Below are 25,885 nucleotides of genomic sequence, written 5' to 3'. Positions count from 1 at the left end.
GTTCACGAGCGCACGACGGCGCCGCGCCCACCGGCCCATTCCACGAGGCCCGGACGTCGGACGCCCGGACCGGACGCCTTCACGGGGGGCGGGCGCGGTCGCGTGGGGGGGGGGGGCGGGGGGGGTGTGGGGGCGGGCTCAGGGGGCGGGGGGGGCGGGCACGCGCTCGACGTCCCCCGCGCGTGAGGCCGTGCTCTACCGCAGAGCCGAGCAGACCTTGCGCCGGCTCGGCGTTCCGTCGCTCGTCGTCGACACCACGGACACCACTCCGGCGAGTGCGGCCGAGCGGATCGCCTCCGCGCTGCGGGCGCTTGCGAGTAACGTCGCCCGCGGCCCGACCGACCCCGCAGCGGCAGGCCCTTGACCCCACGCGCACCGAACAGACCGGAGCACCGCAGATGCAGGAGACCTGGGACACCGTCGAGCGCCTGGTCGCATGGCTCGACGCCGAGACGCCCCTCTCGCCCGACGCGGCCCGCCTGCTGCGCGTACTGAAGATCACCGAGGAGGCCGGCGAAGTCGCCGAAGCGGTGCACGGCGCCACCCTCGCCAACCCCCGCAAAGGCAACAGCCACACCTGGGACGACGTGCAGACCGAACTGTGCGACGTCATCCTCACCAGCATGGTCGCCCTCAAGACCCTCACCCCGGACGCGGCCAAGGTCTTCGAGGAACGCCTCGCCCACGTCACCGAGCGATCCCTCAAGCACTGAGTGACCCCCTCGACCGCTGAGCGGGCCCTCAAGCGCTGAGCGGGCCCGCCGACGGGACGCGGGCGGGCTCAAGGGGGCCGGGGCGTGGGGCGGCACACAGTTCTCCGGACCCCATCGCGTCGCTCTGACGATTACACTGGGCGGGTGCCTCAACTACGTCTCGCCCTGAACCAGATCGACTCGCGCGTCGGCGACCTTACGCGGAACGCCGAGTCGATCGTCCGCTGGACCCGGCACTCCGCCGAGCGGGGAGCGCATCTCGTGGCGTTCCCCGAGATGGCGCTGACCGGGTACCCCGTCGAGGACCTGGCCCTGCGGTCGTCCTTCGTGGAGGCGTCCCGCGCCGCCCTGCGCGAGCTGGCCTCCCGGCTCGACCAGGAGGGCCTCGGGGAGCTGCCGGTCGTCGTCGGCTACCTGGACCGCAGCGAGAGCGCGCGGCCGAAGTACGGCATGCCGGCCGGCTCGCCGCAGAACGCGGCGGCGGTGCTGCACCGCGGCCGCGTGGTGCTGAACTTCGCCAAGCACCACCTGCCGAACTACGGCGTCTTCGACGAGTTCCGCTACTTCGTGCCGGGCGACACCATGCCGGTGCTGCGGGTGCACGGCGTCGACGTCGCGCTCGCCATCTGCGAGGACCTGTGGCAGGACGGCGGCCGGGTGCCGGCCGCCCGGTCCGCCCGCGCGGGGCTGCTGCTGTCGGTCAACGCCTCCCCGTACGAGCGGGAGAAGGACGACACCCGCCTGGACCTGGTCCGCAAGCGGGCCCAGGAGGCCGGCTGCACCACCGCCTACCTCGCCATGACCGGCGGGCAGGACGAGCTGGTCTTCGACGGCGACTCGATCGTCGTCGACGCGGGCGGCGAGGTCGTCGCGCGGGCCCCGCAGTTCCGCGAGGAGTGCCTGCTGCTCGACCTGGACCTCCCGGCCGCCGCCGCGGACGCGCCGGACGGGGTGGTGGACGACGGGCTGCGCATCGACCGGACCGTGCTCTCCGAGTCGCCGCTGCCCGCCTACGAGCCGGAGCTGACCGGCGCCTACGCCACGCGCCTGGACGACGACGAGGAGGTCTACACGGCCCTGGTCACCGGCCTGCGCGCGTACGTGGAGAAGAACGGCTTCCGCTCGGTGCTGATCGGCCTGTCCGGCGGCATCGACTCCGCGCTGGTCGCGGCCCTCGCCTGCGACGCGGTGGGCGCGGAGAACGTGTACGGCATCTCCATGCCGTCGAAGTACTCCTCCGGGCACTCCAGGGACGACGCGGCGGAGCTGGCCGAGCGCACCGGCCTGAACCTGCGCACCGTTCCCGTCGCGCCCATGTTCGACGCGTACATGGGCGCGCTGGGCCTGACCGGCCTGGCCGAGGAGAACCTCCAGTCGCGCCTGCGCGGCACGCTGCTGATGGCGGTCTCCAACCAGGAGGGCCACATCGTCCTCGCCCCGGGCAACAAGTCCGAGCTGGCGGTCGGGTACTCCACGCTGTACGGGGACTCGGTGGGCGCGTACGGGCCGATCAAGGATCTGTACAAGACGTCCGTGTTCCGGCTGGCCGAGTGGCGCAACCGGGTGGCGGCCGAGCGGGGCGAGACCCCGCCGATCCCGGAGAACTCGATCGCCAAGCCGCCGAGCGCGGAGCTGCGGCCGGGCCAGGTGGACACCGACTCGCTGCCCGACTACCCGGTGCTGGACGCGATCCTCGACCTCTACGTCGACCACGACCGGGGCGCCGACGAGATCACGGCCGCCGGCTATGACCGCGACCTGGTGGTGCGGACGCTGCGGATGGTGGACACCGCGGAGTACAAGCGGCGCCAGTACCCGCCGGGCACGAAGATCTCCGCCAAGGGCTTCGGCAAGGACCGCAGACTCCCGATCACCAACGGCTGGCGCGAACGGGCGTAGCAGCGACGCCCGGCCAGCGGCCCCAGACGGAGAACAGCCCCGCCGACGGAAGCCGTTTCCGGGGGGCGTCGCGCAATGCGTGGTCGCGCTGATCAGGCCACGGACAGTTCATGCGGGCGCTCGGCTGCGCTCTGCCAGCCGAGCGCCTCGCGTGGGCATCCACAGGAGCAAGGACACGCCTCTCGCTCACGCAGCGGCTTTCTCGGCCCCTAAGCCGTTCGAGATCTCCCGGCTCTTGAACTCCCTCGGCCCCCTCGGGCTGGGTGTGGCGACGGCCACAAGGATGCAAGACCTGAACGGGCAGCGAGCCCTTCCGGTCGGATCAGCCAGCGAGCGGGCCGCCGGCCTGCACGGCGGCGATCAGCGCCTGGAAACTGGCCGTGGGGACGTTCAGCGCGGGGCCGGCCTTGGCCTTGGAGTCCCGCACACGGACGCCTCCCCGGAGCGGCGCCACTTCCAGACAGTCCGATCCGCTTCCGCTGCCGGAGTAGGAGGACTTGAAGAACTCCTCGTCAGCAAGCTGCTGGCTTGTGAGGGGACTGACCACGGGACACCTCGTCTCTCGTCGATCTGAGCTTTTCCAGTGACTTCGACGCGTCTTCGATCAGGGAGTCGAGCCGTTTGAGCGTGACGTCCTTGTCGCCCACCTCCTGCCGCTGGCGGCGCGAGGGCGCGGCGGGAGGTTTGCGACCAGGTTCCTCGCGGGGCGATCCCTAGTGGACCGAGTGCTCCTCCAGTGGGAACGTTCCGGTGACGACGTCCTCGGCGAAGGCGCGGGCGGCGTCGCTCATGACCGTGCGCAGGTCGGCGTACTTCTTCACGAACTTCGGCACCCGGCCGCCGGTCAGGCCGAGCATGTCGGTCCACACCAGGACCTGCGCGTCGGTCTCCGGGCCCGCGCCGATGCCCACGGTCGGGATCTGGAGGACCCGCGTCACCTCGGCGGCCAGTTCGGCCGGGACCAGTTCGAGGACCACCGCGAACGCGCCCGCGTCCTGCACGGCCTTGGCGTCGCGCAGCATCTGCTGGGCCGCCTCCTCGCCGCGGCCCTGGACGCGGTAGCCCATGGCGTTGACGGACTGCGGGGTCAGGCCGATGTGCGCCATGACGGGGATGCCGGCCTCCACCAGGAGCCGGATCTGCTCGTGCGAGCGCTCGCCGCCCTCCAGCTTCACCGCGCCGACGCCCGCCTCCTTCACCAGGCGGGTGGCCGAGCGCAGCGCCTGCACCGGGCCCTCCTGGTAGGAGCCGAAGGGCAGGTCCGCGACGATGAGCGCGCGCCGGGTGCCGCGTACGACCGCGGAGGAGAGCACGGCCATCTCGTCGAGGGTGACGGGGACGGTGGTCTCGTACCCCAGATGGCAGTTGCCGGCGGAGTCGCCGACCAGCATCACGGGGATGCCGGCCTCGTCGAAGACGGAGGCGGTCATCGCGTCGTAGGCGGTGAGCATGGGCCACTTCTCGCCGCGTTCCTTGGCGAGGGCGATGTCGCGGACGGTGATGCGGCGCGTGCCCTTGCCCCCGTACAGCGTCTTGCCGCCGTCGGAGGGCTGGGAGTGGGCAGCCGAAAGCTGCGTCATGGCAACGGCTCCTTCAGTCATCTCGAGGCGCCCTGACGGCGTCCCCGGACTCGCATCCATGGTGGCACTCAGGGCCGGACGGGGCCAGAGGACCCGCATGTGCGCAAGATCTCGACGTGGCGACCGGGGGCCTAGGCGGCAGGGCCGGGGCCGCGGGGCCGGGGGAGCCCACGCGGGCCGTCCCGGCCGGGGCCTCCAGGCCGCCGCAGCAGGCCGCTCCCGACGCGCGACGAACCGACGCGAGGCCCCGAGCGGGCGGGGGGACCCGAGCGGGCGGGGCGGGGACCCACGCGGGCCAGGCAGGGCAGGCGGGCCGGGCAGGCCAGGCAGGCCAGGCGGCCCGCCCCAGCAGGGCGCCGACCGGGACCGCGCGCAGACCGCCCCCGATGTCGCACGGGTAAGGGCTGGGTAAACACTTTTCGATACGGAACGGTGCCGTATCGGAATGCGCTTAGGCTCAGCGCCATGACTACTCCTGCCGTACCCGCCTCCCGGGTTCCGGAGGCGGTGCACCGCCGCCGCTGGGCGATACTCGGCGTCCTGATGCTGAGCCTGTTGATCGTGGTGCTCGACAACTCGATCCTGAACGTCGCCGTCAAGACCATATCCACCCCGGCGCCGACCGGGCTGGGCGCGACCCAGAGCGAGCTGGAGTGGGCGATCAACGCCTACACGCTCGTCTTCGCCGGGCTGCTGTTCACCTCCGGCCTCGTGGGCGACCGGGTGGGCCGCAAGAAGGCGCTGCTCGGCGGCCTCTTCGTGTTCGGCGTCGGCTCCGCGCTGGCCGCCGAGTCCGGCACGCCGGCCCAACTCATCGCCTTCCGCGCCGTGATGGCCCTGGGCGCCGCCTTCGTCATGCCGGCCACCCTCGCCGTCCTCATGAACATCTTCGAACGCGACGAGCAGCCCAAGGCCATCGGCATCTGGGCCGGCAGCGTCGGCCTGGCCATCGCCATCGGCCCGATCACCGGCGGTCTGCTGCTCGACCACTTCTGGTGGGGCTCCGTCTTCCTCATCAACGTGCCCATCGTGGTCGTCGCGCTGGCGCTCATGGTCTGGCTCGTGCCCGACTCCCGCGACCCGCGCCCCGGCCGCATCGACCCGGTCGGCGTCGTGCTCTCCGTGGTCGGCCTGGTCCTGCTGGTCTACGGCATCATCAAGGGCGGCGAGCTGGCCGACTTCACCCATGCGACCGTGCTGGCGACGATCATCGCGGGCGTCGTCGTCCTGGCGGCCTTCGTCGTGTACGAGAAGCGCAGCGACCACCCCTCGCTGGACGTGACCTACTTCAAGAACAAGGTCTTCTCCGCGGCCATGACCGCCATCGCGCTGGTCTTCTTCGCGCTGATGGGCGTGACGTTCTTCGCGGTCTTCTACACCCAGAGCGTGCGCGGCTACTCGCCGCTGAAGTCCGGCCTGCTGATGCTGCCGCTGGCCGCGGCTCAGATGATCTTCGCACCGCGCGCCCGGCTGGTCGTCGACCGCTTCGGCTACAAGGCCGTCACCACCGCCGGCCTGGTGGTGCTGGCCGGGATGCTGGCCGCCTTCGCCGGGTTCGAGACGGACACGCCGATCTGGGTGCTGGAAGTCGTCTTCTTCTTCATGGGCGCCGGCATGGCGCACGTCATGACGCCGACCAGCGTGGTCATCATGCAGGCGCTGCCCCGGGAGAAGGCCGGCTCGGCCTCCGCGCTCAGCAACACCTTCCGCCAGGTGGGCGGCGCCCTCGGCATCGCCGTCCTCGGCTCGGTGCTGTCGACGGCGTACCGGAACGGCATCGACGGCAAGCTGGGCATGCTCCCGGCCGGGCTGCGGGACACGGCCGGGGAGTCGATCGAGGCCACGCTCGGCATCGCGGCCAAGCTCGGCCCGCGCGGCCAGGCGCTGGCAGGCCCGGCCGACAGCGCTTTCCTGCACGCCATGCACGTCACGGCGCTGTGCGGCTGCGGGGTCGCGCTGGTCGGCGCGATCATCGTCGCCGTCTTCCTGCCGGGCCGGTCGGCCGCGCCGCAGCAGGGCGCGCAGGAGCCGGAGCTGGTGGCGGCGGAGTAGCCCGCGCCGGTGCGACGGCGAAGCTGCCGCCGCCGGGGAACGGACGGCGCGACAGCCTCCCGCCGGGGACGAGACGGCGGGCGGCGACGGGAGCGGAGCAGTCGACGGGGGCGGAGCAGTCGAACGGGTGAGGTCGGCGGGGGAACGGTTCCCCCGCCGACCGCCGGAGAGGACGATCTCCGGCACGACGAACGACGAAAGGACGCCTCACGTGAGCCCAGCCGACACCCGAGCCGACACGCCAGCCGACTCCCGAGCCGCCGCCGAGCCGCCGCCCACGCGCGGGCGCCCGCGCAGCGAAGCGGTGGAACGCGCCATCGTGGAAGGCGTGATGAAGCTGCTGGAGGAGGGCGTGCCGCTCGCCGAACTCTCCATCGAGCGGGTCGCCCGGACCGCGGGCGTCGGCAAGGCGGCCATCTACCGCCGCTGGAGCGGCAAGGAGGAGCTGTTCGTCGACGTGGTGCGCAGCGCCGAGCCGGACGACCCGGAACTGCCCGGCACCTCCATGCGGGACGATCTGGTGGCGCTGCTGGAGCAGTTGCGCCGACGCGGACTGGTGAGCCGCTCCTCGGCGATCCTGCACAACGTCTACGCGCAGATGAAGAGCAGCCCGAAGATCTGGTGCGCCTACCACGCCACCGTGATAGCGCCCCGGCACCGACTCCAGGTCGAGATCCTGCGCCGCGGACAGCGCGACGGCGAGCTGCGCGCGGACGTCGACGTCGATCTGCTCCACGACATCTTCGTCGGCCCCATGCTGGTGCGCAGCGTGATGCACCCCGACGGCGACCTGCACGAGGGGCTGTCGGAGCAGATCGTGGACATGGTGCTGGACGGGCTACGGCCCGTCAGTTCCCCCTCGTCCCCGACGTCGTGATGTGCGCGTTCGGTCACAGACCGCGCTCCCGACGCCTCCGGCGGAACTCCGTACGCCCACTTGTTCGTCCTCGTGCCCGTACGGTCGTGATGGGACGGCGGACAGGAGCCGATCATCGCCTAGGGTCGTAACCCACGGGGCGGACGGTGAGCACGGCAGGCAGTGAGGCGGCGGCATGGCGCAGCAGGCGTATGTGACGGAGACGGACAGCGGCAGCCCGGAGTCCGAGCGCCGGGGGAACCGGTTCCGACGCCTGGGGCGCCGCCTCTCGTACGGCTGGCGCGGCGACGCCGGGATCTGGCGCCGCGGGGTCGTGCTCGCGACGCTCGCGGTGATCCTCGCGCTGGTGATGCTGCTGCACTCGCACATCCCCAACCGGGTCGGCAACCTCGGCAGCCTGGTGGAGACCTTCCTGCCCTGGTGCGGTCTCGCGGTCCCCGTGCTGCTCGTCCTCGCCCTGGTGCGCAAGTCGGCGACCGCGCTGGTCGCGATCGTGCTGCCGGTGATCGTGTGGCTCAACCTGTTCGGCGGCCTGGTCACCGCCAAGGGCGGCGCCGGCGGCGATCTGACGGTGGCCACGCACAACGTCAGCGCCGACAACCCCGACCCAGCCGGCACCGCGCGCTCGGTGGCCGCCGACGGCGCGGACGTGCTCGCCCTGGAGGAGCTGAAGGCGTCGGCGGTGCCCGGATACGTGAGCGCGCTGGCGCCGTCGTACCGCTACCACGCGGTCGAGGGCACGGTGGGGCTGTGGAGCAAGTACCCGCTGAGCGGGGTGCGGTCCGTGGACATCAAGCTGGGCTGGACGCGGGCCATGCGCGCCACCGTGGCGACGCCGAAGGGGCCGGTCGCGGTGTACGTCGCCCACATGCCGTCGGTGCGGGTCAAGCTGGACTCCGGGTTCACCGCCGCTCAGCGCGACCAGAGCGCGGACGCGCTCGGCGAGGCCATCGCCGCCGAGCGCCAGCCGCGGGTGGTCCTGCTGGGCGATCTGAACGGCACGATGAACGACCGTTCGCTCAACGCCGTCACCTCCCAGATGCGCTCCACCCAGGGCGCGGCGGGCGACGGCTTCGGGTTCAGTTGGCCGGCGTCCTTCCCGATGGCGCGGATCGACCAGATCATGGTCCGGGGCGTGCAGCCGGTGCGGTCCTGGACGCTGCCGCGCACCGACAGCGACCACCTTCCGGTGGCCGCGAGTGTGAAGGTCACCACATCGGCAACCGGGTCTTAACCTGCTGGAATACTCGGCCTGAGAGGCTTTGTTCCGCGACTGAACATACAAAGTCGCACGCGGTACGGAACTCCTCGAAAGGCCCCTCATGCCCCTGGCCCTGCTCGCCCTCGCCGTGGGCGCCTTCGGCATCGGCACGACCGAGTTCGCGATGATGGGCCTGCTGCCCGACGTCGCGGACGACCTGCACGTCTCGATCCCCACCGCCGGGCACCTGGTCTCGGCGTACGCGCTGGGCGTCGTCGTCGGCGCCCCGCTGCTGGCCGCGCTCACCTCGCGGCTGTCCCGACGGCACGTCCTGATCGGGCTGATGGGCCTGTTCGTCGCGGGCAACGCGCTGTCGGCCCTCGCCCCCGGCTACGACGCGCTGCTGGCCGCCCGCTTCCTGAGCGGCCTGCCGCACGGCGCCTTCTTCGGCGTGGGCGCGGTGGTCGCGACCGGCACGGTGCCGCCGGAGCGCAAGGCGCGCTCGGTGTCGCTGATGTTCCTCGGGCTGACCGTGGCCAACGTCGCCGGGGTCCCGGTCGCCACGCTCGTGGGCCAGCACCTGGGCTGGCGGGCGGCCTTCCTCGGGGTGAGCGCGATCGGCGCGGCCGCCGTCGCCTCCCTCGCGCTGCTCGTCCCCCACGACCGCGCGCACGGCCACGCGGCCGCGACGGGACTGCGCGGCGAACTGGCCGCCCTGCGCCCGCTGCCGGTCTGGCTGGCCCTGCTGACGACGGTGGCGGGCTTCGGCGCCGTGTTCGCGGCCTACAGCTACGTCACCCCGATGCTCACCGGCGCGGCCGGGTACGCCGAGTCCAGCGTGACGCTGCTGCTGGCGCTGTTCGGCGTGGGCGCCACGGCCGGCAACCTGCTCGGCGGCCGGCTGGCCGACTGGTCGCTGCGCGGCACGCTGTTCGGCGGGCTCGCCTCGCTGGCCGCGGTGCTGCTGCTGTTCCCGCTGCTGATGCGGGCCGAGTGGAGCGCGGCCGTGGCGGTGGCGCTGCTCGGCACGGCCGCGTTCGTCACCGGCTCGCCGCTCCAGCTCATGGTCATGGAGAAGGCGTCGGCGGCGCCGTCCCTGGCGTCCTCGGCCAACCAGGCGGCGTTCAACCTGGCCAACGCGGGCGGCGCCTGGATCGGCGGCGCCTCGCTGGCCGCGGGCCTCGGCGTCACGTCCCCGGCCCTGGCGGGCGCCGCCCTGGCCGTCCTCGGCCTGGGCGTCGCCACCGCGGCCTACCTGACGGACCGCCGCCGCACCGGCGCGCCGCTCGCGGGCCGGGTCGTCGCCGCCCACGTCCCGGAGCCGACGGAGGCGCTGCACGGCTGAGCGCCGCCCGCCCTCCTCGCGCACACGTCCGCGCGCCCCCCTCGCGCACGAGTCCGCGCGCCTCGCTTGCGCAGAAGTCCGCCCGCCCCGGCCCCGCTCTGACACCGCGTCGCCGGGGCGGCGGCGTGTGAGGCCGCGGGTAGGCCGGGGCGGGGCGGGCTGCGGTCGGGGCGGACCGTGTCGGGGGCCCGTCGTGCCAGGCCCGCCGGACGTGGCGGGCGGCCCGCCGTGTCCGGGGCGTCGGACGTGCCGGGCGAGGCGGGCGAGGCCGCGGGCTGTCGGTCGCACGGCCGGGCGAGGCGGCGGACTCTCCGTCGCGCGGCCGGTCCCGTCGGCCCGCTGTCGGTCGTAGCGGTCGATCCTGTCGGCCCGCTGTCGGCCGTATCGGCCGGTTCTGTCGGTCGGCTGTCGGTCGTGCGGCCGGTTCTGTCGGCGGGCTGTCGGCGGTTTGTCGGTGGGGGGTGGGAAGGTCGTCGGCATGACGCGAATCGATGAGAACCCCCGGCGCACGGGCGACGCCGTGACCGTGCGGGGACTGGTCAAGCACTACGGCGAGACCAAAGCACTGGACGGCGTCGACCTGGACGTGCGCGAGGGCACCGTGATGGGCGTGCTCGGGCCGAACGGCGCCGGGAAGACCACCCTGGTACGGATCCTGTCCACCCTGATCGCCCCCACCGCGGGCCACGCCGTCGTCGCCGGGTACGACGTCGTACGCCAGCCCCGGCAGTTGCGCCGGGTCATCGGCCTCACCGGGCAATACGCCTCGGTGGACGAGAAGCTCCCCGGCTGGGAGAACCTGTACCTGATCGGGCGGCTGCTCGACCTGCCCCGCAAGGAAGCCCGCACCCGCGCCGACGAGCTGCTGGAGCGGTTCTCGCTCACCGAGGCCGCGCGGCGCCCGGCGTCCACGTACTCGGGCGGCATGCGGCGCCGGCTCGACCTGGCCGCCTCCATGATCGGTCGGCCCGCCGTGCTCTACCTCGACGAGCCGACCACCGGCCTGGACCCGCGCACCCGCAACGAGGTGTGGGCCGAGGTCAAGGCCATGGTCGGCGACGGCGTGACCGTCCTGCTGACCACCCAGTACATGGAGGAGGCCGAGCAACTCGCCTCCGAGCTGACCGTGGTGGACCGCGGCAAGGTCATCGCGGGCGGCCGGATCGAGGAGCTGAAGGCGCGAGTCGGCGGCCGCACCCTGCGGGTCAAGCCGGCCGACGCCGCCGAACTGCGTCCGCTCGCCGCGGTGATCGACGAGCTGGGGATCACCGGCCTGGCCGCGACGACCGTCGACGCCGAGACGAACTCCCTGCTCGTGCCGATCCTGAGCGACGAGCAGCTCACCTCCGTGATCGGCGCGGTGACCGCGCGCGGCATCACCCTCAGCTCCGTGGTCACCGAACTGCCCAGCCTGGACGAAGTCTTCCTGTCCCTCACCGGCCACCGCGCCAGCGCCCCGCAGGACGCCGTGCCCGCCGACGACCGCGAGGAGGTCGCCGTATGAGCGCCGTCACCGCCGCTCCCGCCGCTCCCGCCCTTCAGGGCGACGCCAGGATCCCGCTGCGCGGGCATCTGCGCCACACCGGCGCGCTGATCCGCCGCAACCTGCTGTGGATCCGCCAGGACCCGGAGTCGATGTTCGACGCGATCCTGTTCCCGGTGATCTTCACGCTGCTGTTCGTGTACGTCTTCGGCGGCTCGATCGGCCAGTCGCTCGGCGGCGGCCAGCAGCAGTACGTGCAGTACATCGTGCCCGGCCTGATGGCCATGATGGGCATGAACCTGGCCCAGAGCGTGGGCACCGGGTTCAACCAGGACTTCAACTCCGGTGTGATGGACCGCTTCCGGTCCCTGCCGATCGGCCGCGGCTCGGTGCTCTTCGCCAAGATCTCGGTGGAACTGCTGCGCATGCTGTTCGCGACGATGATCCTGATGGTCGTCGGCGTCCTGGTGGGCTTCGACATCCAGAACTGGCCCGGACTGTTCGCCGCCGTGGGGCTGTCCGCGGTGTTCGGCTCGGCGCTGATGTGGGTGTTCATCACCCTCGGTGTGATCATGAAGAGCGCCCAGTCGGTGCAGGCGATGGGCTTCCTGGTGCTGATGCCGCTCCAGTTCGGCTCGTCGATCTTCGCGCCGACCGGCACGATGCCCGGCTGGCTGCGGGACTTCACCGAGTACAACCCGCTGTCCTCCCTCGCCGACACCGCGCGCGCCCTCATGACGAGCGGCTCGGTCGGGCACTCCCTGTGGGTGACGCTCGGCTGGTCGGTGGGCATCACCGCGGTGATGGCGCCGATCGCGATCCACAAGTTCCGCACCAAGAGCTGACCGTGCGCCGCGCCGGGCGGGCGCCAGGCGGTGTCAGACACGACTCAGGCCGTGTCTGACACCGCCTGGCGCCCCATGCCGGTGACTTCGCCTGCGCCGACCTCTGGGGGTGAGGACGGACGAGGCTCAACGCCCCGGACGGGACGGTCAGTCGGGCAGTTCGGCGGCTCGCTGGCGCAGGGCGCGTGCCAGCGCCTTCGTGGGCGCCCCGACGGGGCCCGGCATGCGCACCAGGCTGACGCGTCGCACCTCCTCCGCGACGCCTTCGACCGGCACGAGGCGTACGCCTGGCGGGACGGCGGGCAGCAGCGCCGGCGTGGCCGTGGTGACGCCGGCGCCGGCCGCGACCAGGTGGAGCTTGGCCAGCCAGTCGCGGGCGGTGTGGCGGACCGTGGGCCGCCCCGGCAGACCGGGCCAGACGCCGAGCAGCGGCTCGTCCGCGGTGCCGGGACTGGCGATCCACGGTTCGCGCGCGATCTCCTCGGCGCTGACGCTGCCCCGTTCGGCGAACGGACTGCCTGCCGGCACCACCACCGCTAGGCGCGTCTCCAGCAGCGGCTCGACGCTCAGAGGCGGAGCGTCCGTGTCGGGCGAGCGGTGCGGCGGCCTGGAGGAGAGGAGCGCGAGATCCAGGGCGCCGGCGCGCAGCGCGCGCACCAGCGAGGGGGTGCTCCCCTCACGCGTCGTCACCTGGATGTGCGGGTGCTCCTGGCGCAGCGTCGCCAGGGCGCGGGGCACGATCACCGCTCCGGCGGTGGGGAAGAAGCCGAGCCGGACGAGGCCCCTCTCGACCCCCGCCGCTCCGCGGAGTTCGCGGTCGGCCGCTTCCAGGGCGTCCAGGGCGACGACGGCGTGCCGCAGCAGGGCACGGCCCGAGCCGGTCAGCCGGACGCCGCCGGGGCAGCGGTCGAAGAGCCGGGCGCCGGCGGCCTGTTCCAGGGCGGCGATCTGCCGGGAGACGGCCGACTGCGTGTATCCGAGCGCGTCCGCCGCGGCCGTGAAGGTGCCCCGCTCCGCCACCTCGCGCAGCACCCGCAGCCCGACCAGCGCATGACGGTCTAGAGGGCGGTCCGGAGAGCGTCGTCACACGCCCTAGACCAGGGCGGCGGCCTCCTGCGGGGTGAGGGCGCCGCCCTCCGCGTACGCCGCCTCGTACGCCTGCTCGTCCAGCACCGCCCGGATCGCCTGCTCCACCTGGTCGCGGACGTGCCGCTCCAGGGACGAGGCGATGTGGCCGGGCGGCAGCATCGCGTCCGCGGCGCCGAGGACGCGGGCGGCGTTGCGGGCCCGCTCGGCGCCGCCGGCGCCGCCTGCGCCGACGACGGCGCGGGCCGCGATGGTCAGGTACGTCGAGCGCATGTGCGGCGCGATGGCCCGGGACAGCGGGTCCTCGGCGCGTTCCAGGGCCTGGCGGGCCTTGTCGAGCGCGTCCTCGTGGCAGCCCTCGACGGCGTCCAGCCACGCCTCGGCGCCCAGGATGAACCCGTCGAAGACGACGAACCGCGAACCGCCGAACTCCTCGCGCAGCAGCCGCAGTTGCTCCCGCCCCTCGGCGACCCGCCCGCTCATGCCGAGCCAGCCCGCCAGGAACAGCCGGGCGGCCGGCATCGCCTCGCCCGCGGGGACGTCCTCCCGGGCGATCACCTCGCGCAGGATGCGCTCCCCCCGCTCCCGCTCCCCGGCCTCCAGCAGCGCGCTGCCCAGCCGGGCGTTCAGGACGGCGACCTGGGCGCGCGCGTCGAGGCGTTCGGCGTGCGCCACGGCCGCCTCGAAGTCGGCGGCGGCCTCGCGGTAACGGCCGCTGCGCTCCAGCGCCTCGCCGCGCGCGGAGAGCGCCTCGGCCACGCCCCAGGCGTCCCCGAGGCGGCGGTGGATCTCCAGCGCCTCGTCGGCGTCGCGCGCCGCGTCGCCCGCCCAGTCGGTGCGGTTGGCCAGCAGGTTGGCGCGCATCTGGAGGGCGTTGGCGAGTTCCCACTCGAACCCGGGGGCGCCGCGGCAGGTGTCCACGGCGGCGTCGACGATGACGCGGATCCGGCCGACGTCGCCGATCATCAGCACGGCGAAGAACCAGACCATGCCGGGGGTGCGGCAGATCTGCGGCATGCCGGGCTCGTAGGTCTCGGCGATGGCCCTGAGCTTCCGTTTCGCCGCCGGGCTCTCCCACGCCTCCAGCTCGGTGTCCATGCAGGCGAGGTGGGCGAGGTGGACGCCGCGCCGGGCCTCGGCCAGCACCTCGCCGGTCATCGGCGGCGGGGCCTCGGTGCACCACTGCCACACCGGGGCGGCGCGGCGGACGGGTTCGGCGAACGGGTCGGGGCCCAGCGCCATCACCTCGGCGCACCAGTTGCGCGCCTCGATGCGCAGGTCCCGCATCTGCCAGTAGGCGACCAGGGAGAGGATCAGGCAGATGCCCTCCTGCTCGTCGCGCGCGGCGACGGCGCGGCGCAGCGCGGTGCGCAGGTTCTCGTACTCCAGCTCGAAGCGGGCGATGGCCTCGCGCTGTCGCGGACCGCGCAGCAACGGGTCGCTGGTGCGCGCGAGTTCACGGTAGTGCGTCAGGTGGGCGCGCTCGGCCCGGTCGCGGTCGCCGGTCTCGTCGAGCCGTTCGCCCGCGTACTCGGCGACGGTCTCCAGCAGCCGGTAGCGCATCTCGCCGTCCGGGCCGGGGGCGGCCACCACGAGCGACTTGTCGACGAGGGAGCCCAGGGAGCCGAGGGCGTCGGCGGCGGCGGGCCCGCACACCGCCTCGGCGGCGGCGAGGTCGCAGCCGCCTGCGAAGACGGACAGCCGGCTCAGCACGGTGCGCTCGTCCGCCTCCAGCAGTTCCCAGGACCAGTCGACGACGGCCCGCAGGGTCTGCTGGCGGGGCAGCACGGTGCGGCTGCCGGAGGTGAGCAGCCGGAACCGGTCGTCGAGCCGGTCCGCGATCCGGCGCGGGGTGAGCAGCCGCAGCCGGGCCGCGGCCAGTTCGATGGCCAGCGGCAGGCCGTCCAGGCGGCGGCAGATCTCGGCGCTGGCGGCCGCCGTGTCCTCGTCCGCGTCGATCCGGAAGCCGGGCCGTACGGCGGCCCCCCGGTCGGCGAACAGCCGCAGCGCGACCGGCTCGGGCAGCGGCTCCACCGGCCGCAGCAGCTCGCCGGGCACGCCCAGCGGCTCGCGGCTGGTGGCCAGGACGGTGAGGTGCGGGCAGCGGGCGAGCAGCTCCTCGGCGAGGCGGGCGGCGGCCTCCACGACGTGCTCGCAGTTGTCGAGCAGAAGCAGCATGCGGCGCCGCGCGCAGCGCTCGACGAGCCGTTCCACGGGGTCGTCCCGGTCGGCGACGGCGGCCCGCATCTCCTCGGCGCCGGCGCCGTAGAGCACGGTCTCGCGGGCGCCGAGCGCGGTGAGCACGGCCTCGGGCACGTCGTCCGGGTCGTCGACGGGCGCGAGTTCGGCCAGCCACACCCCGTCCCGCAGCGCCGGCCGCACCGCCTCGGCGGCCTCCTGGGACAGCCGGGTCTTGCCGGCGCCGCCGGGCCCGAGCAGCGTGACCAGGCGGGCGTCCGCCAGGTCGGCTCGAAGCGCCTCGATGTCGGCCTCGCGCCCGACGAAGGAGGTGAGCCGGGCGCGCAGGTTGCTGGGCGGGCCCGGCGCGGGGGCCGCGAGGGACGCGGGGGGCGGCGCGCTGTCGGCGGCGGGTGAGGGGGCGTGCGGCCCGGGGTGGGCGGGGCGACCGTCGGCGGATGCGCCGGGGCTGCCGGAGCCGCCGGGGTAGGCGAAGTCGGCAGAGTCGGCAGAGTCGGCGGTCCCGCCAGGCCCGCGAGAGCTACTGGGGCCGCCGTGACGGCCGGTACTGCTGCCGGGACCGCCGGGGCCGGTGGAGCCGCCGGGACCGGTGGCGGCGGGGCCGGTGGCGGCGCCGGGGCCGGGTTCGTCCGTCGTCGCGGCGGTCAGCAACCGCGCGTGCAGGGCGCGCAGTTCCGGGCCGGGGTCGGAGCCGAGGCGGTCGGCGAGCAGCCGCCGTACGTCCTCGTAGGCGGCCAGCGCCTCAGCCGTGCGGCCCGCCTCGCGCAGGGCGCGCAGCCGCAGCGCCTGGAGCGACTCGTCGAGGGGGTGGGCGTCGCACAGGGCGGACAGCTCGGGCAGGGCCCGCTCGCCCTGGCCGAGGGCGAGGGCGGCGGCCAGGCGGGCGCGACGCGCTTCCAGGCGGCGGGACTCCCAGCGGGCCGCCTGGGCGGTCCGGTCGGGCAGGTCGGCGAGGGCGGGGCCGCGCCACAGGGCGAGGGCGTCGTCGAGGACCGCGGCCGCCTTCGCGGGGTCGCCGTCGTCCAGCGCGCGCCGGCCCTCGTCGGCCAGCCGCTCGAAACGGTGCAGGTCGACGTCGTCGGTCTGGGCGGTGAGCCGGTAGCCGCCGTCCGCGGAGGCGACGGCGTCGGCGCCGAGCGCCCGGCGCAGCCGCCCGACCAGTGCCTGGAGCGCGCCGGGGGCGTCGGCGGGCGGGTCGCCGTCCCACACCTCGTCGACCAGGACGGGGACCGGGACCGCGCGGCCGGGGCGCAGGGCGAGCACGGTCAGCAGGGCACGCAGCCTCGCTCCGCCCACGGGGACGGCCGTGCCGTCGGGGCGGAGTGCCTGGGTGGTGCCGAGAATGCGGTAGCGCACGGGGTCCATTGTCCCCGGGGACGCGAGCGGCCCGCCCCGGGGTTTCCCCGAGGCGGGAACGGGACCGGCGCGCGGGCCGTTTCCACGGTGTCCCAGCGGTACGTGTCCCGGCGACCGGGCGGTGCGTATTCCCGTGTCTGGCCGCACGTGTCCCAGTCCCCCGGCCGCACTGCCCCCGTGTCCCGGCGGCAGGCCCCCGGTGTACCAGCGGTACGTGTCCCAGCGCCCTGGGCGGCATGTGCCCGGCATCCCGACCACCGGTCCCGGCGCCCCAGCCGCACGTGTCCCAGTGTCCTGACGGCGTCCCCGGCGCCCCGAGACGGCGTCCCCGGCGTCCTCGGCGCCCCAGCCGCACGTATCCCAGTGTCCCGACGGCGTCCCCACCGCCCCAGCAGCAGACGCCCTCGGCAGCAGGCGCCCCGGCGTCTCGGCCGCAGACGCCCCCAGCGGCAGGCGCCCCGGCGTCCAGCCGCAGGTCCCCGGCGCCCCGGCGGCACGTTCCCCCGTGGCGCCGTTACGTTCCCCCGCTGTCCGCGCGGTACGTTCGCCTGGTGTCACCGGTACGGTCGTCTCTCCGCACCGCCCGCCTCGCGCCCCCAGGAGCCTTCGCCCATGACCACCGTCACCACCCGTCGCAGCGACCGGAGGGTCAGTCCCGTCTTCGTCGGGATCCTGGCCGTCACCGCGGTCACGGGCTGGGCCACCTGGACCGGATTCGCCGCGCAGCCGGGCGTCGCGGTGTTCCTGTTCGTGACGGCGGCCTGGATCGTCTCGCTGTGCCTGCACGAGTACGCGCACGCGCGCACCGCCCTGCACAGCGGGGACGTCACGGTCGGCGCGAAGGGCTACCTGACGCTGAACCCGCTGAAGTACACCCACGCCCTGCTGAGCGTCGTGCTCCCGGTGATCTTCGTGATCATGGGCGGGATCGGTCTGCCGGGCGGCGCGGTGTTCATCGAGCGCGGCCGGATCAGCGGCCGCTGGCGGCACAGCCTGGTCTCGGCCGCCGGACCGCTGACGAACGTGCTGTTCGCGGCGGTGTGCACGGCCCCGTTCTGGCTGGGCGCGCTGGACGGCGTGCCCGCCGACTTCCGCTTCGCCCTGGCCTTCCTGGCGCTGCTCCAGGTCACGGCGGCGATCCTGAACTTCCTGCCGGTCCCGGGCCTGGACGGGTACGGGGTCGTCGAGCCGTGGCTGTCGCCCCGGGTGAAGCAGCAGGTGGAGCCGTTCGCCCCGTTCGGCCTGCTGTTCGTGTTCGCGCTGCTGTGGGTGCCCGCGGTGAACAACGTGTTCTTCGACGCGATCGACGCGATCCTGCGGGTGCTGGGGATCGGCGACTTCGACACCTACTGCGGTCAGTCGCTGTACCGGTTCTGGGAGGGCGCCGACCAGATCTGCTCGGTCAGCCCGTGACCGAGCGGTTCCGGGCGTCCCGGCCCCGCCGGACGTAGTACCAGGTCATGTTGGACGACAAGCCCGCGAGCAGGATCCATACGATCCCCAGCCAGCTTCCCTGGACGAAGGAGACGACGGCCGCGGCGACCGCGAGGACGCAGACGGCGAGGGCGTAGCGGGCGAGGCGGGGCATGGCGCGGGGCTCCTGTCGGGGGGACACTGCTCGGACGTCTTCTCGTGCACTGCTGCTGCGACCAGTGTCCCCCATGGGGTCATACGTCTGTGATGCGGAGCCCCGCGTGCGCCTTGTAGCGGCGGTTGACCGAGATCAGGTTGGCGACCAGCGACTCCACCTGGTGGGCGCCCCGGAGCCGGCCCGCGAAGACGCCGCGCATCCCGGGGATGCGGCCGGCCAGCGCCTGCACGACGTCGGTGTCGGCGCGGGCGTCGCCGAGGACCATGACGTCGGTGTCGATCCGCTCGGTCTCCGGGTCCTGGAGCAGCACCGCGGACAGGTGGTGGAAGGCCGCGGTCACCCGCGAGTCCGGCAGCAGGGCGGCGGCCTGCTCGGCGGCGCTGCCCTCCTCGGGCGTCAGGGCGTAGGCGCCCTTCTTGTCGAAGCCGAGCGGGTTGACGCAGTCCACGACGAGCTTGCCCGCCAGTTCCTCGCGCAGCGCGGCGAGCGTCGCGCCGTGCCCCTCCCAGGGCACGGCGACGATCACCACGTCGCTGCGGCGGGCGGTCTCGGCGTTGTCCGCGCCCTCGACGCCGTGCCCGGTCTCCTCCGCCGCCGCGCGGGCGCGCTCGGCGGCCCGGGACCCGATGATCACCTTCTGCCCGGCGCGGGCGAGGCGGTAGGCGAGGCCCTTGCCCTGCGGCCCCGTCCCGCCGAGCACGCCGACGACCAGGCCGGAGACGTCGGGCAGGTCCCAGGGGTCCTTGGCGGGGGCCTTCTGTGCACTGTCGCTAGAGGTCATGAGCCGACTCTACGTCCGTGATCTCCCCCGCACCCGCCCAGGTGAGCCGCGTCACCGCCGCCCGGCGACGGCCCAGGCCCCCGCTCCCCGGCACGGGGGCCTTCGCACTGAACTCCGCGCGCAGGACTGCCCCTTGGGGCGGCACGGCCGCCGGACAGCCGGCGCCAGGACGCCCAGCTCGTGACCGCGCCACGACCGGTGCCGGCCAGAGTCGCCGCCCCCGCGCGGGCAGCACGCACAACGCACGCGGCGACGCGCACGCGGCGGGACTGGGCGGGGGCGGGGGCGACCGCCGCTGAGCGCGGCACGGCTGGCGCCGAGCGGAGCCGGGACCCCAGCACCCCGCGCACCCCGCGCGCCCCACGCCGTACGACACGCGGCGACGCGCACCCCGCAGGACCGGGCGGGGGCGGGTGCGACCGCCGCTGAGCGCGGCACGGCTGGCGCCGAGCGGAGCCGGGACCCCCAGCACCCCGCGCGCCCCACGCCGTACGACACGCGGCGACGCGCACCCCCCGCAGGACCGGGCGGGGGCGGGTGCGGCCGCCGCACCCGCCCCGCCTACTCCTCCTCGCCCGCGCCGCCGCCCGCCGGGGCGTCGTGCCAGCGGGGGTCGTTCTCCCACTGGAGGTTGCGCTCGCGGGCGGTGTCCATCGCGTGCTGGGCCTCCTGACGGGAGGCGTACGGGCCGAATCTGTCCTTGCCGGGGCAGTCGGGTCCCTCCTCCACCTTCTGGTGCTCCAGGCAGTAGAACCACTCGCCCGGCTTTCCCGCGGTCCGCTTCTTGAACAGGGCCATGACCAGCTCCTTTCGCCACCGTCATGTTCCCCCATCGCCCCCGGATAGACTCGCGGGCATGACCGGCCAGTCTCTGCTCGCCCCCGGGGAGCTGTCCCCGCCCCGTTCCGTGCCCGGAAACATCCGCCGCCCCGAGTACGTCGGCAAGCCCGCGCCGAAGCCGTACACCGGGCCCGAAGTGCAGACTCCCGAGACCGTCGAGGCGATGCGGATCGCCGGGCGGATCGCCGCGCAGGCGATGGAGGAGGCGGCCCGGCACATCGCTCCGGGCGTGACCACGGACGAACTGGACCGGGTGGCGCACGCGTTCATGTGCGACCACGGCGCCTACCCCTCCACGCTCGGCTACCGCGGGTTCCCGAAGTCGCTGTGCACCTCGGTCAACGAGGTGATCTGCCACGGCATCCCGGACTCGACGGTGCTGCGGGACGGCGACATCGTCAACCTGGACGTGACGGCGTACATCGGCGGGGTGCACGGCGACAACAACGCCACCTATCTCGTCGGCGACGTGGACGAGGAGAGCCGGCTGCTGGTCGAGCGCACCCGGGAGGCGCTGCACCGGGCGATCAAGGCGGTCCGCCCGGGACGGCAGATCAACGTCATCGGCCGGGTCATCGAGTCCTACGCCAAGCGCTTCGGCTACGGCGTGGTCCGCGACTTCACCGGCCACGGCATCAGCACGGCCTTCCACTCCGGCCTGGTCGTCCCGCACTACGACAGCCCGCACGCCACGACCGTGATCCGCCCCGGCATGACCTTCACCATCGAGCCGATGCTGACGCTGGGCGGCCACGACTACGACGTCTGGGACGACGGCTGGACGGTGGTCACCAAGGACCGCCTGCGGACCGCGCAGTTCGAGCACACCCTGGTGGCGACGGAGACGGGCGCGGAGATCCTCACGCTGCCCTGACCCGCCGCGCCCGCGCGACCCGCACGACCTGAAGGGCCCGTTCCGGCACGCCGGGGACGGGCCCTCGCGCGTCGCGGCAGCGTGACGCCCCGCCCGCTTGCCGACGCCGCGTCGGAGACGCCGCCGATCCGACGACCGCACGCCCTTGACTCAGGCGAACATTGACTTAGGCTCACCTAACCTTGAATGATCCGATCATGGACTCCTTCTCGACCCTCCTCCGCACCGCCTCGCACGCGCAGCACTCGGAGGCGGAGAACGCGACGTTCATGAGCGACCTGCTCGGTGGCCGCCTGGCCGTGGAGGCGTACGCGCGCTACACCGAGCAGCTCTGGTTCGTCTACGAGGCGCTGGAGACCGGCGCCGAGGACCTGGCCGCCGATCCGGTGGCCGGTCCCTTCGTCCGCCCGGAGCTGTTCCGGCTGCCCGCGCTGGCGCGCGACCTGGCGTACCTGCGGGGCCCCGCCTGGCGCGCGTCGCTGAGCGCGCTGCCCGCGACGCGGGAGTACGCGGACCGGGTGCGCGAGTGCCGCGCGCGGTGGCCGGCCGGCTACGTCGCCCACCACTACACCCGTTACCTGGGCGACCTGTCCGGCGGCCAGATCGTCCGCGACCGGGCCGAGCGGACCTGGGGCTTCGCCCGGCGGGGCGACGGCGTCCGCTTCTACGTCTTCGAGGAGATCGCCAACCCGGCCGCGTTCAAGCGCGAGTACCGCGCGCTGCTGGACGCGGCGCCGGCCGAGGACGCGGAGAAGCGGCGGATCGCGGCCGAGTGCCGGCGGGCCTTCGCCCTGAACACGGCGGTGCTCAGGGCGCTGGGCGAGGAGTTCTCGCTGACCGTGTGAGGCGGGCGGCCGCTCAGCGCTCCGGGACCACGCGGCCGCCTCTCATGATCAGCGCTCCAGGACCACGCGCCCGCCGCACGCGGTCAGCGCTCCAGGACCACGCGCCCGCCGACCTCCACCCAGCCCTCCGGCTGCGGGGCCGTGAGGATCTGCGACCCGGCGCCCTGCACGATGTTGAGGGCGCGGCCGAGCCGGGCGGTCAGCAGCAGGGCCGCGGCGCCGGTCGCCTCGTCCTCGTCGACGCCGTCGCCGCGTCCGGGGAAGCCGCGGGCGCGCACCCGGCCGGCCGCCTCGTCCTCCCAGGCCCAGGCGTAGATCCACGCGCCGGGCGGGGGCGGCGCGAGGTCGTCGACCTCGGCCGGGGCGGCGTACTGGCGCAGGGTGCGCGGCGGGGCCCACTCGGGGCGGGCCTCGATCCAGGTGAACTCGCCGTCCAGACGGGCCCCGACCCGCCCGGCCGGGGTGATCAGCTCGGGCACGTCGAGCAGCCAGGCGGCGCCGACGCAGGGGTGCCCGGCGAAGGGCAGGCGCACGGTGGGCGTGTAGATGTCGACGGCGCCCCGCTCGGGGTCGTCGACGAACACCGTCTCGCTGAAGCCGAGTTTCGCGGCCAGCTCCTGGCGCTCGCCGGGGCGGGGCAGCAGCGAGCCGTCGCGGACGACGCCGAGTTCGTTGCCGTAGCCGCCGTTCGCCGCGCAGAACACGCGCAGCACGTCGTAGTCGGTCACCAGGGCATTCAAACACCCGATCCGGAGACGATCACCCTTGACTTTCTCGCGGCTTTCCTTTTACCTCTCTTTGATTCTTTCGCGATCTTCACGCGATCGACCCGCCGCTCGGGCCGCCCGTGAGAGCTGAATCACTGCACCCTCCTGCACCAAGCAGGCGAGGGTCGGCTAAGTTAGGCAAGCCTCACCAATCATTGTGAGGGCCGTCACGCCGTCTCCAGCCATCTCGGGAGCCCTTGTCATGCGAGCCGTCCGACTCTCCGTCGTCACCGCCGCCGCCGCTGCGGCCGCCCTGACCTCCGTGACGGCCTGCACCGCCAAGAGCGACGCCAAGGACAGCGACGCGATCAAGGTGACCGCCGCCGACTCCACGTGCGACACCTCCGCGAAGGCCGTCCCGGCCGGTCAGGTCACGCTGAAGATCGCGAACAAGGGCTCGCGGGCGACCGAGGTGGAGATCCTCTTCCCGGACGACCGGATCGTCTCCGAGAAGGAGAACATCGGTCCGGGCACTCAGTACACGCTGACCGCCGAGGTCAAGGCCGGCGCCTACGAGATCGCCTGCCGTCCCGGCATGAAGGGCCACGGCGTCCGGCAGAAGCTCACCGTGACCGGCGCGGGCGCCTCCGCCCAGCACGACCCCGAGCTGGACAAGGCGGTCGCCGCGTACCGCCAGTACGCTCAGGACCAGGCCGACCAGACCGTGCCGCTGGCCGAGACCTTCGCCGAGGCGATCAAGGCGGGCGACCTGGAGGCCGCGAAGAAGGCGTACGCGCCCTCCCGCGTCGGCTGGGAGCGCACCGAGCCGGTCGCCGAGTCCTTCGGCGACATCGACCCGAAGACCGACACCCGCGCCGACGGCCTGGAGCAGGGCCAGAAGTGGACCGGCTGGCACCGCCTGGAGAAGGCGCTCTGGCAGGACAAGAAGATCGGCGCCGACGAGAAGACCCTCGCCGACCAGCTCGTGAGCGACCTGAAGAACTGGCAGCAGCGGGTCGGCAAGGCGCAGATCACCCCCACCTCCATGGCCAACGGCGCCAAGGAACTGCTCGACGAGGTCGCCACCGGCAAGGTCACCGGCGAGGAGGACCGCTACTCGCACACCGACCTGGTGGACTTCCAGGGCAACGTGGAGGGCGCGCAGAAAGCGTACGAACTCCTCAAGCCGGTCGCGCGGAAGAACGACGCCGCGCTGACCGGGAACCTGGACCGGCAGTTCGCGGCGCTGAACACCCTCCTGGCCAAGTACCGCACGGGCAGCGGGACCGCCGACTTCGTCTCCTACGACAAGGTCTCCAAGGACCAGCGCAAGGAGCTGTCGGACGCGGTGAACGCGCTCGCCGAGCCGCTGTCCAAGCTCGCCGCCGCCGTCGTGAAGAAGTAGCAGGGACAGCAGGAGCAGAGACAGCCAGGAGCAGAGACAGCAAGGGAGTCGACCGCCATGACAGAGGAGCCCCAAAGCGCCCCGCCCTCGCGCCGCGCGCTGCTCGGCTGGGGCGGTGCCGGGCTCGCGCTCGGCGCCGCCGCGGCCGGCGGCGCCGTGGCGGTGGCGCAGAACCAGAGCGACGCGGCGGGCGCGGGAGCGGCGGTGCCGTTCCACGGCGCCCACCAGGCGGGCATCGCCACGCCGGTGCAGGACCGGCTGCACTTCGCCGCGTTCGACGTGAAGACCGAGGACCGCGCCGCGTTCGTGCAGTTGCTCAAGGACTGGACGGCCGCCGCGCGCCGGATGACCGCCGGGAAGACGGTCGGCGACGGCGCGTACGGCGGGCTGGCCGAGGCGCCGCCGGACGACACCGGCGAGGCGCTGGGGCTCCAGCCGTCCCGGCTGACCCTCACCCTCGGCTTCGGCCCCTCCCTGTTCGACAAGTTCGGCCTGGCGGACCGGCGCCCCGCGGCCCTGGTGGACCTGCCCTCGTTCCCCGGCGACGACATGGACTCCTCCCGCACCGGCGGCGACCTGTGCGTCCAGGCGTGCGCGGACGACCCGCAGGTCGCGGTGCACGCGATCCGCAACCTGGCCCGCATCGGCTTCGGCACGGTCGCCGTGCGCTGGTCGCAGCTCGGCTTCGGCAAGACCTCCTCGACCACCCCGGGCGCCCAGACCCCGCGCAACCTCATGGGATTCAAGGACGGCACCCGCAACATCGCGGGGGACGAGACCGGCCGGCTGGGCGAGTTCGTATGGGTCGGCGACCGCGACGGCGGGAGCAAGGACGCCTGGATGAGCGGGGGTTCGTACCTCGTCGCCCGGCGGATCCGGATGAACGTCGAGACCTGGGACCGTTCCTCGCTCCAGGAGCAGGAGGACGTCTTCGGCCGGGACAAGGGCGAGGGCGCGCCGGTGGGCAAGGCCAAGGAGCGCGACGAGCCGTTCCTGAAGGCGATGAAGCCCGACGCGCACGTCCGGCTCGCCCACCCCGACTCCAACGGCGGCATCACCATCCTGCGCCGGGGCTACTCCTTCACCGACGGCACCGACGGGCTCGGCCGCCTGGACGCGGGCCTGTTCTTCCTCGCCTACCAGCGCGATCCCCGCAAGGGCTTCATCCCGCTCCAGCGCCGGCTGTCGGCGCAGGACGCGCTCAACGAGTACATCCAGCACGTCGGTTCGGCGGTCTTCGCCATCCCGCCCGGGGTGCGCGACGCGCATGACTGGTGGGGCCGCCCCCTGCTGTCCGAGGAGGCGTAGAGCTGTGTTCTCCAACTACCTGATCGGTCTGCGCGAGGGGCTGGAGGCCAGCCTCGTCGTGTGCATCCTGATCGCCTACCTGGTCAAGACCGGCCGCCGGGACGCCCTGCGGCCGATCTGGGCCGGCGTCGCCGTCGCGGTCGTCCTGGCCATGGGCTTCGGCTGTGTCCTGGAGTTCGGCTCCCAGGAGATGACGTTCCAGGCGCAGGAAGGGCTCGGCGGCTCGCTGTCGATCGTCGCGGTGGGCCTGGTGACCTGGATGGTCTTCTGGATGCGGCGCACCGCCCGGCACTTGAAGGCCGAGCTGCACGGCAGGCTGGACGCCGCCCTGGCCATGGGCACCGGCGCTCTGGTCGCCACCGCGTTCCTGGCCGTGGGCCGGGAGGGTCTGGAGACCGCGCTGTTCGTGTGGGCGTCCGTGCACGCGGCCTCCGACGGCACGCCGCGCCCGGTGATCGGCGTCGCGCTCGGCCTGGCCACCGCCGTGCTGCTGGGCTGGCTGTTCTACCGGGGCGCGCTGCGGATCAACCTGGCCAAGTTCTTCACCTGGACCGGCGGCATGCTGGTCGTGGTCGCGGCGGGCGTGCTGGCGTACGGCTTCCACGACCTCCAGGAGGCCGGCTGGCTGCCGGGGCTGACGCATCTGGCCTTCGACGTCAGCGGCGCGATCCCGCCGGACAGTTGGTACGGGACGCTGCTGAAGGGCGTGTTCAACTTCCAGCCCGACCCGACCGTCCTCCAGGTCACGGTGTGGCTGCTCTACCTCGTCCCGGTGCTCGCCGTGTTCTTCGCCCCGGTAGGGTTCGCCTCCGGGAAGGGGAAGGTGCGGAGTGCTGAAGAGCAGGGTGCGCGGTCCTCGGAGACCTCCAAGGCGTGAACGGGGCGCGCTCAGCGCGGT

23 protein-coding genes are annotated in these 25,885 nt (G+C 73.6%); 15 read left to right on the top strand and 8 right to left on the bottom strand.

Annotated features, from left to right (window positions below):
• The first annotated feature begins 190 nt into the window (after positions 1-190).
• The 3 genes from ABZ861_RS25575 (at position 191) to ABZ861_RS25565 (ending at position 2,612) form a co-directional block, all read left to right on the top strand.
• Positions 191-364, top strand: coding sequence for a hypothetical protein (locus tag ABZ861_RS25575; RefSeq protein ID WP_361634308.1), 174 nt, complete (start codon positions 191-193; stop codon positions 362-364).
• A gap of 34 nt (positions 365-398) precedes the next feature.
• On the top strand, positions 399-713 hold the full coding sequence (locus ABZ861_RS25570) for a MazG-like family protein (RefSeq protein ID WP_361634305.1): 315 nt from the start codon (positions 399-401) through the stop codon (positions 711-713).
• Positions 714-857: 144 nt separating this feature from the next.
• Entirely contained in the window at positions 858-2,612 is a 1,755-nt protein-coding gene (locus ABZ861_RS25565) for an NAD+ synthase (RefSeq protein ID WP_361634302.1), read from the top strand.
• Positions 2,613-2,934: 322 nt separating this feature from the next.
• Here ABZ861_RS25565 and ABZ861_RS25560 read toward each other — a convergent pair whose 3' ends face one another.
• Both ABZ861_RS25560 and panB read right to left on the bottom strand, forming a co-directional pair.
• Positions 2,935-3,159: a DUF397 domain-containing protein gene (locus ABZ861_RS25560; RefSeq protein ID WP_361634299.1), complete on the bottom strand. Its 225-nt coding sequence runs from the start codon at positions 3,157-3,159 to the stop codon at positions 2,935-2,937.
• A 166-nt stretch (positions 3,160-3,325) separates the two neighbouring features.
• Complete coding sequence (panB, locus tag ABZ861_RS25555; protein ID WP_361634296.1) at positions 3,326-4,192, bottom strand: 3-methyl-2-oxobutanoate hydroxymethyltransferase; 867 nt, start codon at positions 4,190-4,192, stop codon at positions 3,326-3,328.
• A gap of 465 nt (positions 4,193-4,657) precedes the next feature.
• On the opposite strand from panB, the gene ABZ861_RS25550 reads away from it, so the two are divergent.
• The 6 genes from ABZ861_RS25550 to ABZ861_RS25525 all read left to right on the top strand — a co-directional run bounded on the left by ABZ861_RS25550 (position 4,658) and on the right by ABZ861_RS25525 (position 11,995).
• Positions 4,658-6,244 (top strand): MFS transporter, encoded by a 1,587-nt coding sequence (locus ABZ861_RS25550; protein WP_361634293.1) that lies wholly within the window; start codon positions 4,658-4,660, stop codon positions 6,242-6,244.
• 211 nt (positions 6,245-6,455) lie between these two features.
• Positions 6,456-7,121, top strand: coding sequence for a TetR/AcrR family transcriptional regulator (locus ABZ861_RS25545; RefSeq protein WP_361634290.1), 666 nt, complete (start codon positions 6,456-6,458; stop codon positions 7,119-7,121).
• A gap of 175 nt (positions 7,122-7,296) precedes the next feature.
• Complete coding sequence (locus tag ABZ861_RS25540) at positions 7,297-8,355, top strand: endonuclease/exonuclease/phosphatase family protein (protein WP_361634287.1); 1,059 nt, start codon at positions 7,297-7,299, stop codon at positions 8,353-8,355.
• A gap of 88 nt (positions 8,356-8,443) precedes the next feature.
• Positions 8,444-9,667, top strand: coding sequence for an MFS transporter (locus ABZ861_RS25535; protein WP_361634284.1), 1,224 nt, complete (start codon positions 8,444-8,446; stop codon positions 9,665-9,667).
• Between the two features lie 478 nt (positions 9,668-10,145).
• A complete protein-coding gene (locus ABZ861_RS25530; protein ID WP_361634281.1) occupies positions 10,146-11,171 on the top strand; it encodes an ATP-binding cassette domain-containing protein in 1,026 nt (341 codons plus the stop codon).
• Positions 11,168-11,995, top strand: coding sequence for an ABC transporter permease (locus ABZ861_RS25525; protein WP_361634278.1), 828 nt, complete (start codon positions 11,168-11,170; stop codon positions 11,993-11,995). Before ABZ861_RS25530 ends, ABZ861_RS25525 begins: the two co-directional genes overlap by 4 nt.
• A gap of 147 nt (positions 11,996-12,142) precedes the next feature.
• Here ABZ861_RS25525 and ABZ861_RS25520 read toward each other — a convergent pair whose 3' ends face one another.
• Positions 12,143-13,027 carry a LysR family transcriptional regulator gene (locus ABZ861_RS25520; RefSeq protein WP_361634275.1) on the bottom strand — a complete coding sequence of 295 codons (885 nt, stop codon included), beginning with the start codon at positions 13,025-13,027 and terminating at the stop codon, positions 12,143-12,145.
• A 60-nt stretch (positions 13,028-13,087) separates the two neighbouring features.
• Complete coding sequence (locus ABZ861_RS25515) at positions 13,088-16,645, bottom strand: BTAD domain-containing putative transcriptional regulator (protein ID WP_361634272.1); 3,558 nt, start codon at positions 16,643-16,645, stop codon at positions 13,088-13,090.
• Between the two features lie 603 nt (positions 16,646-17,248).
• Between ABZ861_RS25515 and ABZ861_RS25510 the strand changes: the two genes are divergently transcribed.
• Entirely contained in the window at positions 17,249-18,049 is an 801-nt protein-coding gene (locus ABZ861_RS25510) for a site-2 protease family protein (RefSeq protein ID WP_361634269.1), read from the top strand.
• Here the strand turns inward: ABZ861_RS25510 and ABZ861_RS25505 are convergent.
• The 3 genes from ABZ861_RS25505 to ABZ861_RS25495 form a co-directional block, all read right to left on the bottom strand.
• Positions 18,039-18,299, bottom strand: coding sequence for a hypothetical protein (locus ABZ861_RS25505; RefSeq protein WP_361634267.1), 261 nt, complete (start codon positions 18,297-18,299; stop codon positions 18,039-18,041). The two genes, ABZ861_RS25510 and ABZ861_RS25505, sit on opposite strands and share 11 nt — an antisense overlap.
• Before the next feature lie 4 nt (positions 18,300-18,303).
• Positions 18,304-19,008 (bottom strand): NADPH-dependent F420 reductase, encoded by a 705-nt coding sequence (gene npdG, locus ABZ861_RS25500; protein WP_361634264.1) that lies wholly within the window; start codon positions 19,006-19,008, stop codon positions 18,304-18,306.
• A gap of 561 nt (positions 19,009-19,569) precedes the next feature.
• Positions 19,570-19,806 (bottom strand): hypothetical protein, encoded by a 237-nt coding sequence (locus tag ABZ861_RS25495; protein ID WP_361634262.1) that lies wholly within the window; start codon positions 19,804-19,806, stop codon positions 19,570-19,572.
• Positions 19,807-19,864: 58 nt separating this feature from the next.
• Between ABZ861_RS25495 and map the strand changes: the two genes are divergently transcribed.
• Both map and ABZ861_RS25485 read left to right on the top strand, forming a co-directional pair.
• A complete protein-coding gene (gene map, locus ABZ861_RS25490) occupies positions 19,865-20,722 on the top strand; it encodes a type I methionyl aminopeptidase (protein ID WP_361634259.1) in 858 nt (285 codons plus the stop codon).
• Positions 20,723-20,919: 197 nt separating this feature from the next.
• Positions 20,920-21,567, top strand: a complete 648-nt coding sequence (locus ABZ861_RS25485; RefSeq protein WP_361634256.1) for a biliverdin-producing heme oxygenase — start codon at positions 20,920-20,922, stop codon at positions 21,565-21,567.
• 83 nt (positions 21,568-21,650) lie between these two features.
• Here the strand turns inward: ABZ861_RS25485 and ABZ861_RS25480 are convergent, their stop codons facing one another.
• A complete protein-coding gene (locus ABZ861_RS25480) occupies positions 21,651-22,295 on the bottom strand; it encodes a PhzF family phenazine biosynthesis protein (RefSeq protein ID WP_361634253.1) in 645 nt (214 codons plus the stop codon).
• Positions 22,296-22,536: 241 nt separating this feature from the next.
• On the opposite strand from ABZ861_RS25480, the gene efeO reads away from it, so the two are divergent.
• From efeO to efeU, 3 genes are read left to right on the top strand one after another with little or no spacing between them, the layout of a single operon-like run.
• Entirely contained in the window at positions 22,537-23,679 is a 1,143-nt protein-coding gene (gene efeO, locus ABZ861_RS25475) for an iron uptake system protein EfeO (protein ID WP_361634250.1), read from the top strand.
• 57 nt (positions 23,680-23,736) lie between these two features.
• Positions 23,737-24,987: an iron uptake transporter deferrochelatase/peroxidase subunit gene (efeB, locus tag ABZ861_RS25470; RefSeq protein ID WP_361634247.1), complete on the top strand. Its 1,251-nt coding sequence runs from the start codon at positions 23,737-23,739 to the stop codon at positions 24,985-24,987.
• A 4-nt stretch (positions 24,988-24,991) separates the two neighbouring features.
• On the top strand, positions 24,992-25,864 hold the full coding sequence (gene efeU / locus ABZ861_RS25465) for an iron uptake transporter permease EfeU (RefSeq protein ID WP_361634245.1): 873 nt from the start codon (positions 24,992-24,994) through the stop codon (positions 25,862-25,864).
• Positions 25,865-25,885 lie beyond the last annotated feature (21 nt).

It is taken from the genome of Streptomyces sp. NPDC046985, assembly GCF_040644415.1.
GTDB lineage: Bacteria > Actinomycetota > Actinomycetes > Streptomycetales > Streptomycetaceae > Streptomyces.
The sequence above is the reverse complement of the archived record's forward strand: the minus strand, read 5'-3'. Positions and strand labels throughout refer to the sequence as shown.

Excerpts from the sequence above, each read along its gene's own strand:
- efeO (WP_361634250.1), top strand. The coding sequence starts at position 22,537 with ATGCGAGCCGTCCGACTCTCCGTCGTCACCGCCGCCGCCGCTGCGGCC.
- ABZ861_RS25495 (WP_361634262.1), bottom strand. The coding sequence starts at position 19,806 with ATGGCCCTGTTCAAGAAGCGGACCGCGGGAAAGCCGGGCGAGTGGTTC.
- map (WP_361634259.1), top strand. The coding sequence starts at position 19,865 with ATGACCGGCCAGTCTCTGCTCGCCCCCGGGGAGCTGTCCCCGCCCCGT.
- ABZ861_RS25550 (WP_361634293.1), top strand. The coding sequence starts at position 4,658 with ATGACTACTCCTGCCGTACCCGCCTCCCGGGTTCCGGAGGCGGTGCAC.
- ABZ861_RS25530 (WP_361634281.1), top strand. The coding sequence starts at position 10,146 with ATGACGCGAATCGATGAGAACCCCCGGCGCACGGGCGACGCCGTGACC.
- ABZ861_RS25525 (WP_361634278.1), top strand. The coding sequence starts at position 11,168 with ATGAGCGCCGTCACCGCCGCTCCCGCCGCTCCCGCCCTTCAGGGCGAC.
- ABZ861_RS25535 (WP_361634284.1), top strand. The coding sequence starts at position 8,444 with ATGCCCCTGGCCCTGCTCGCCCTCGCCGTGGGCGCCTTCGGCATCGGC.
- ABZ861_RS25510 (WP_361634269.1), top strand. The coding sequence starts at position 17,249 with ATGACCACCGTCACCACCCGTCGCAGCGACCGGAGGGTCAGTCCCGTC.
- efeB (WP_361634247.1), top strand. The coding sequence starts at position 23,737 with ATGACAGAGGAGCCCCAAAGCGCCCCGCCCTCGCGCCGCGCGCTGCTC.
- ABZ861_RS25540 (WP_361634287.1), top strand. The coding sequence starts at position 7,297 with ATGGCGCAGCAGGCGTATGTGACGGAGACGGACAGCGGCAGCCCGGAG.
- ABZ861_RS25515 (WP_361634272.1), bottom strand. The coding sequence starts at position 16,645 with ATGGACCCCGTGCGCTACCGCATTCTCGGCACCACCCAGGCACTCCGC.
- ABZ861_RS25505 (WP_361634267.1), bottom strand. The coding sequence starts at position 18,299 with ATGGGGGACACTGGTCGCAGCAGCAGTGCACGAGAAGACGTCCGAGCA.
- npdG (WP_361634264.1), bottom strand. The coding sequence starts at position 19,008 with ATGACCTCTAGCGACAGTGCACAGAAGGCCCCCGCCAAGGACCCCTGG.
- ABZ861_RS25485 (WP_361634256.1), top strand. The coding sequence starts at position 20,920 with ATGGACTCCTTCTCGACCCTCCTCCGCACCGCCTCGCACGCGCAGCAC.
- panB (WP_361634296.1), bottom strand. The coding sequence starts at position 4,192 with ATGACGCAGCTTTCGGCTGCCCACTCCCAGCCCTCCGACGGCGGCAAG.
- ABZ861_RS25570 (WP_361634305.1), top strand. The coding sequence starts at position 399 with ATGCAGGAGACCTGGGACACCGTCGAGCGCCTGGTCGCATGGCTCGAC.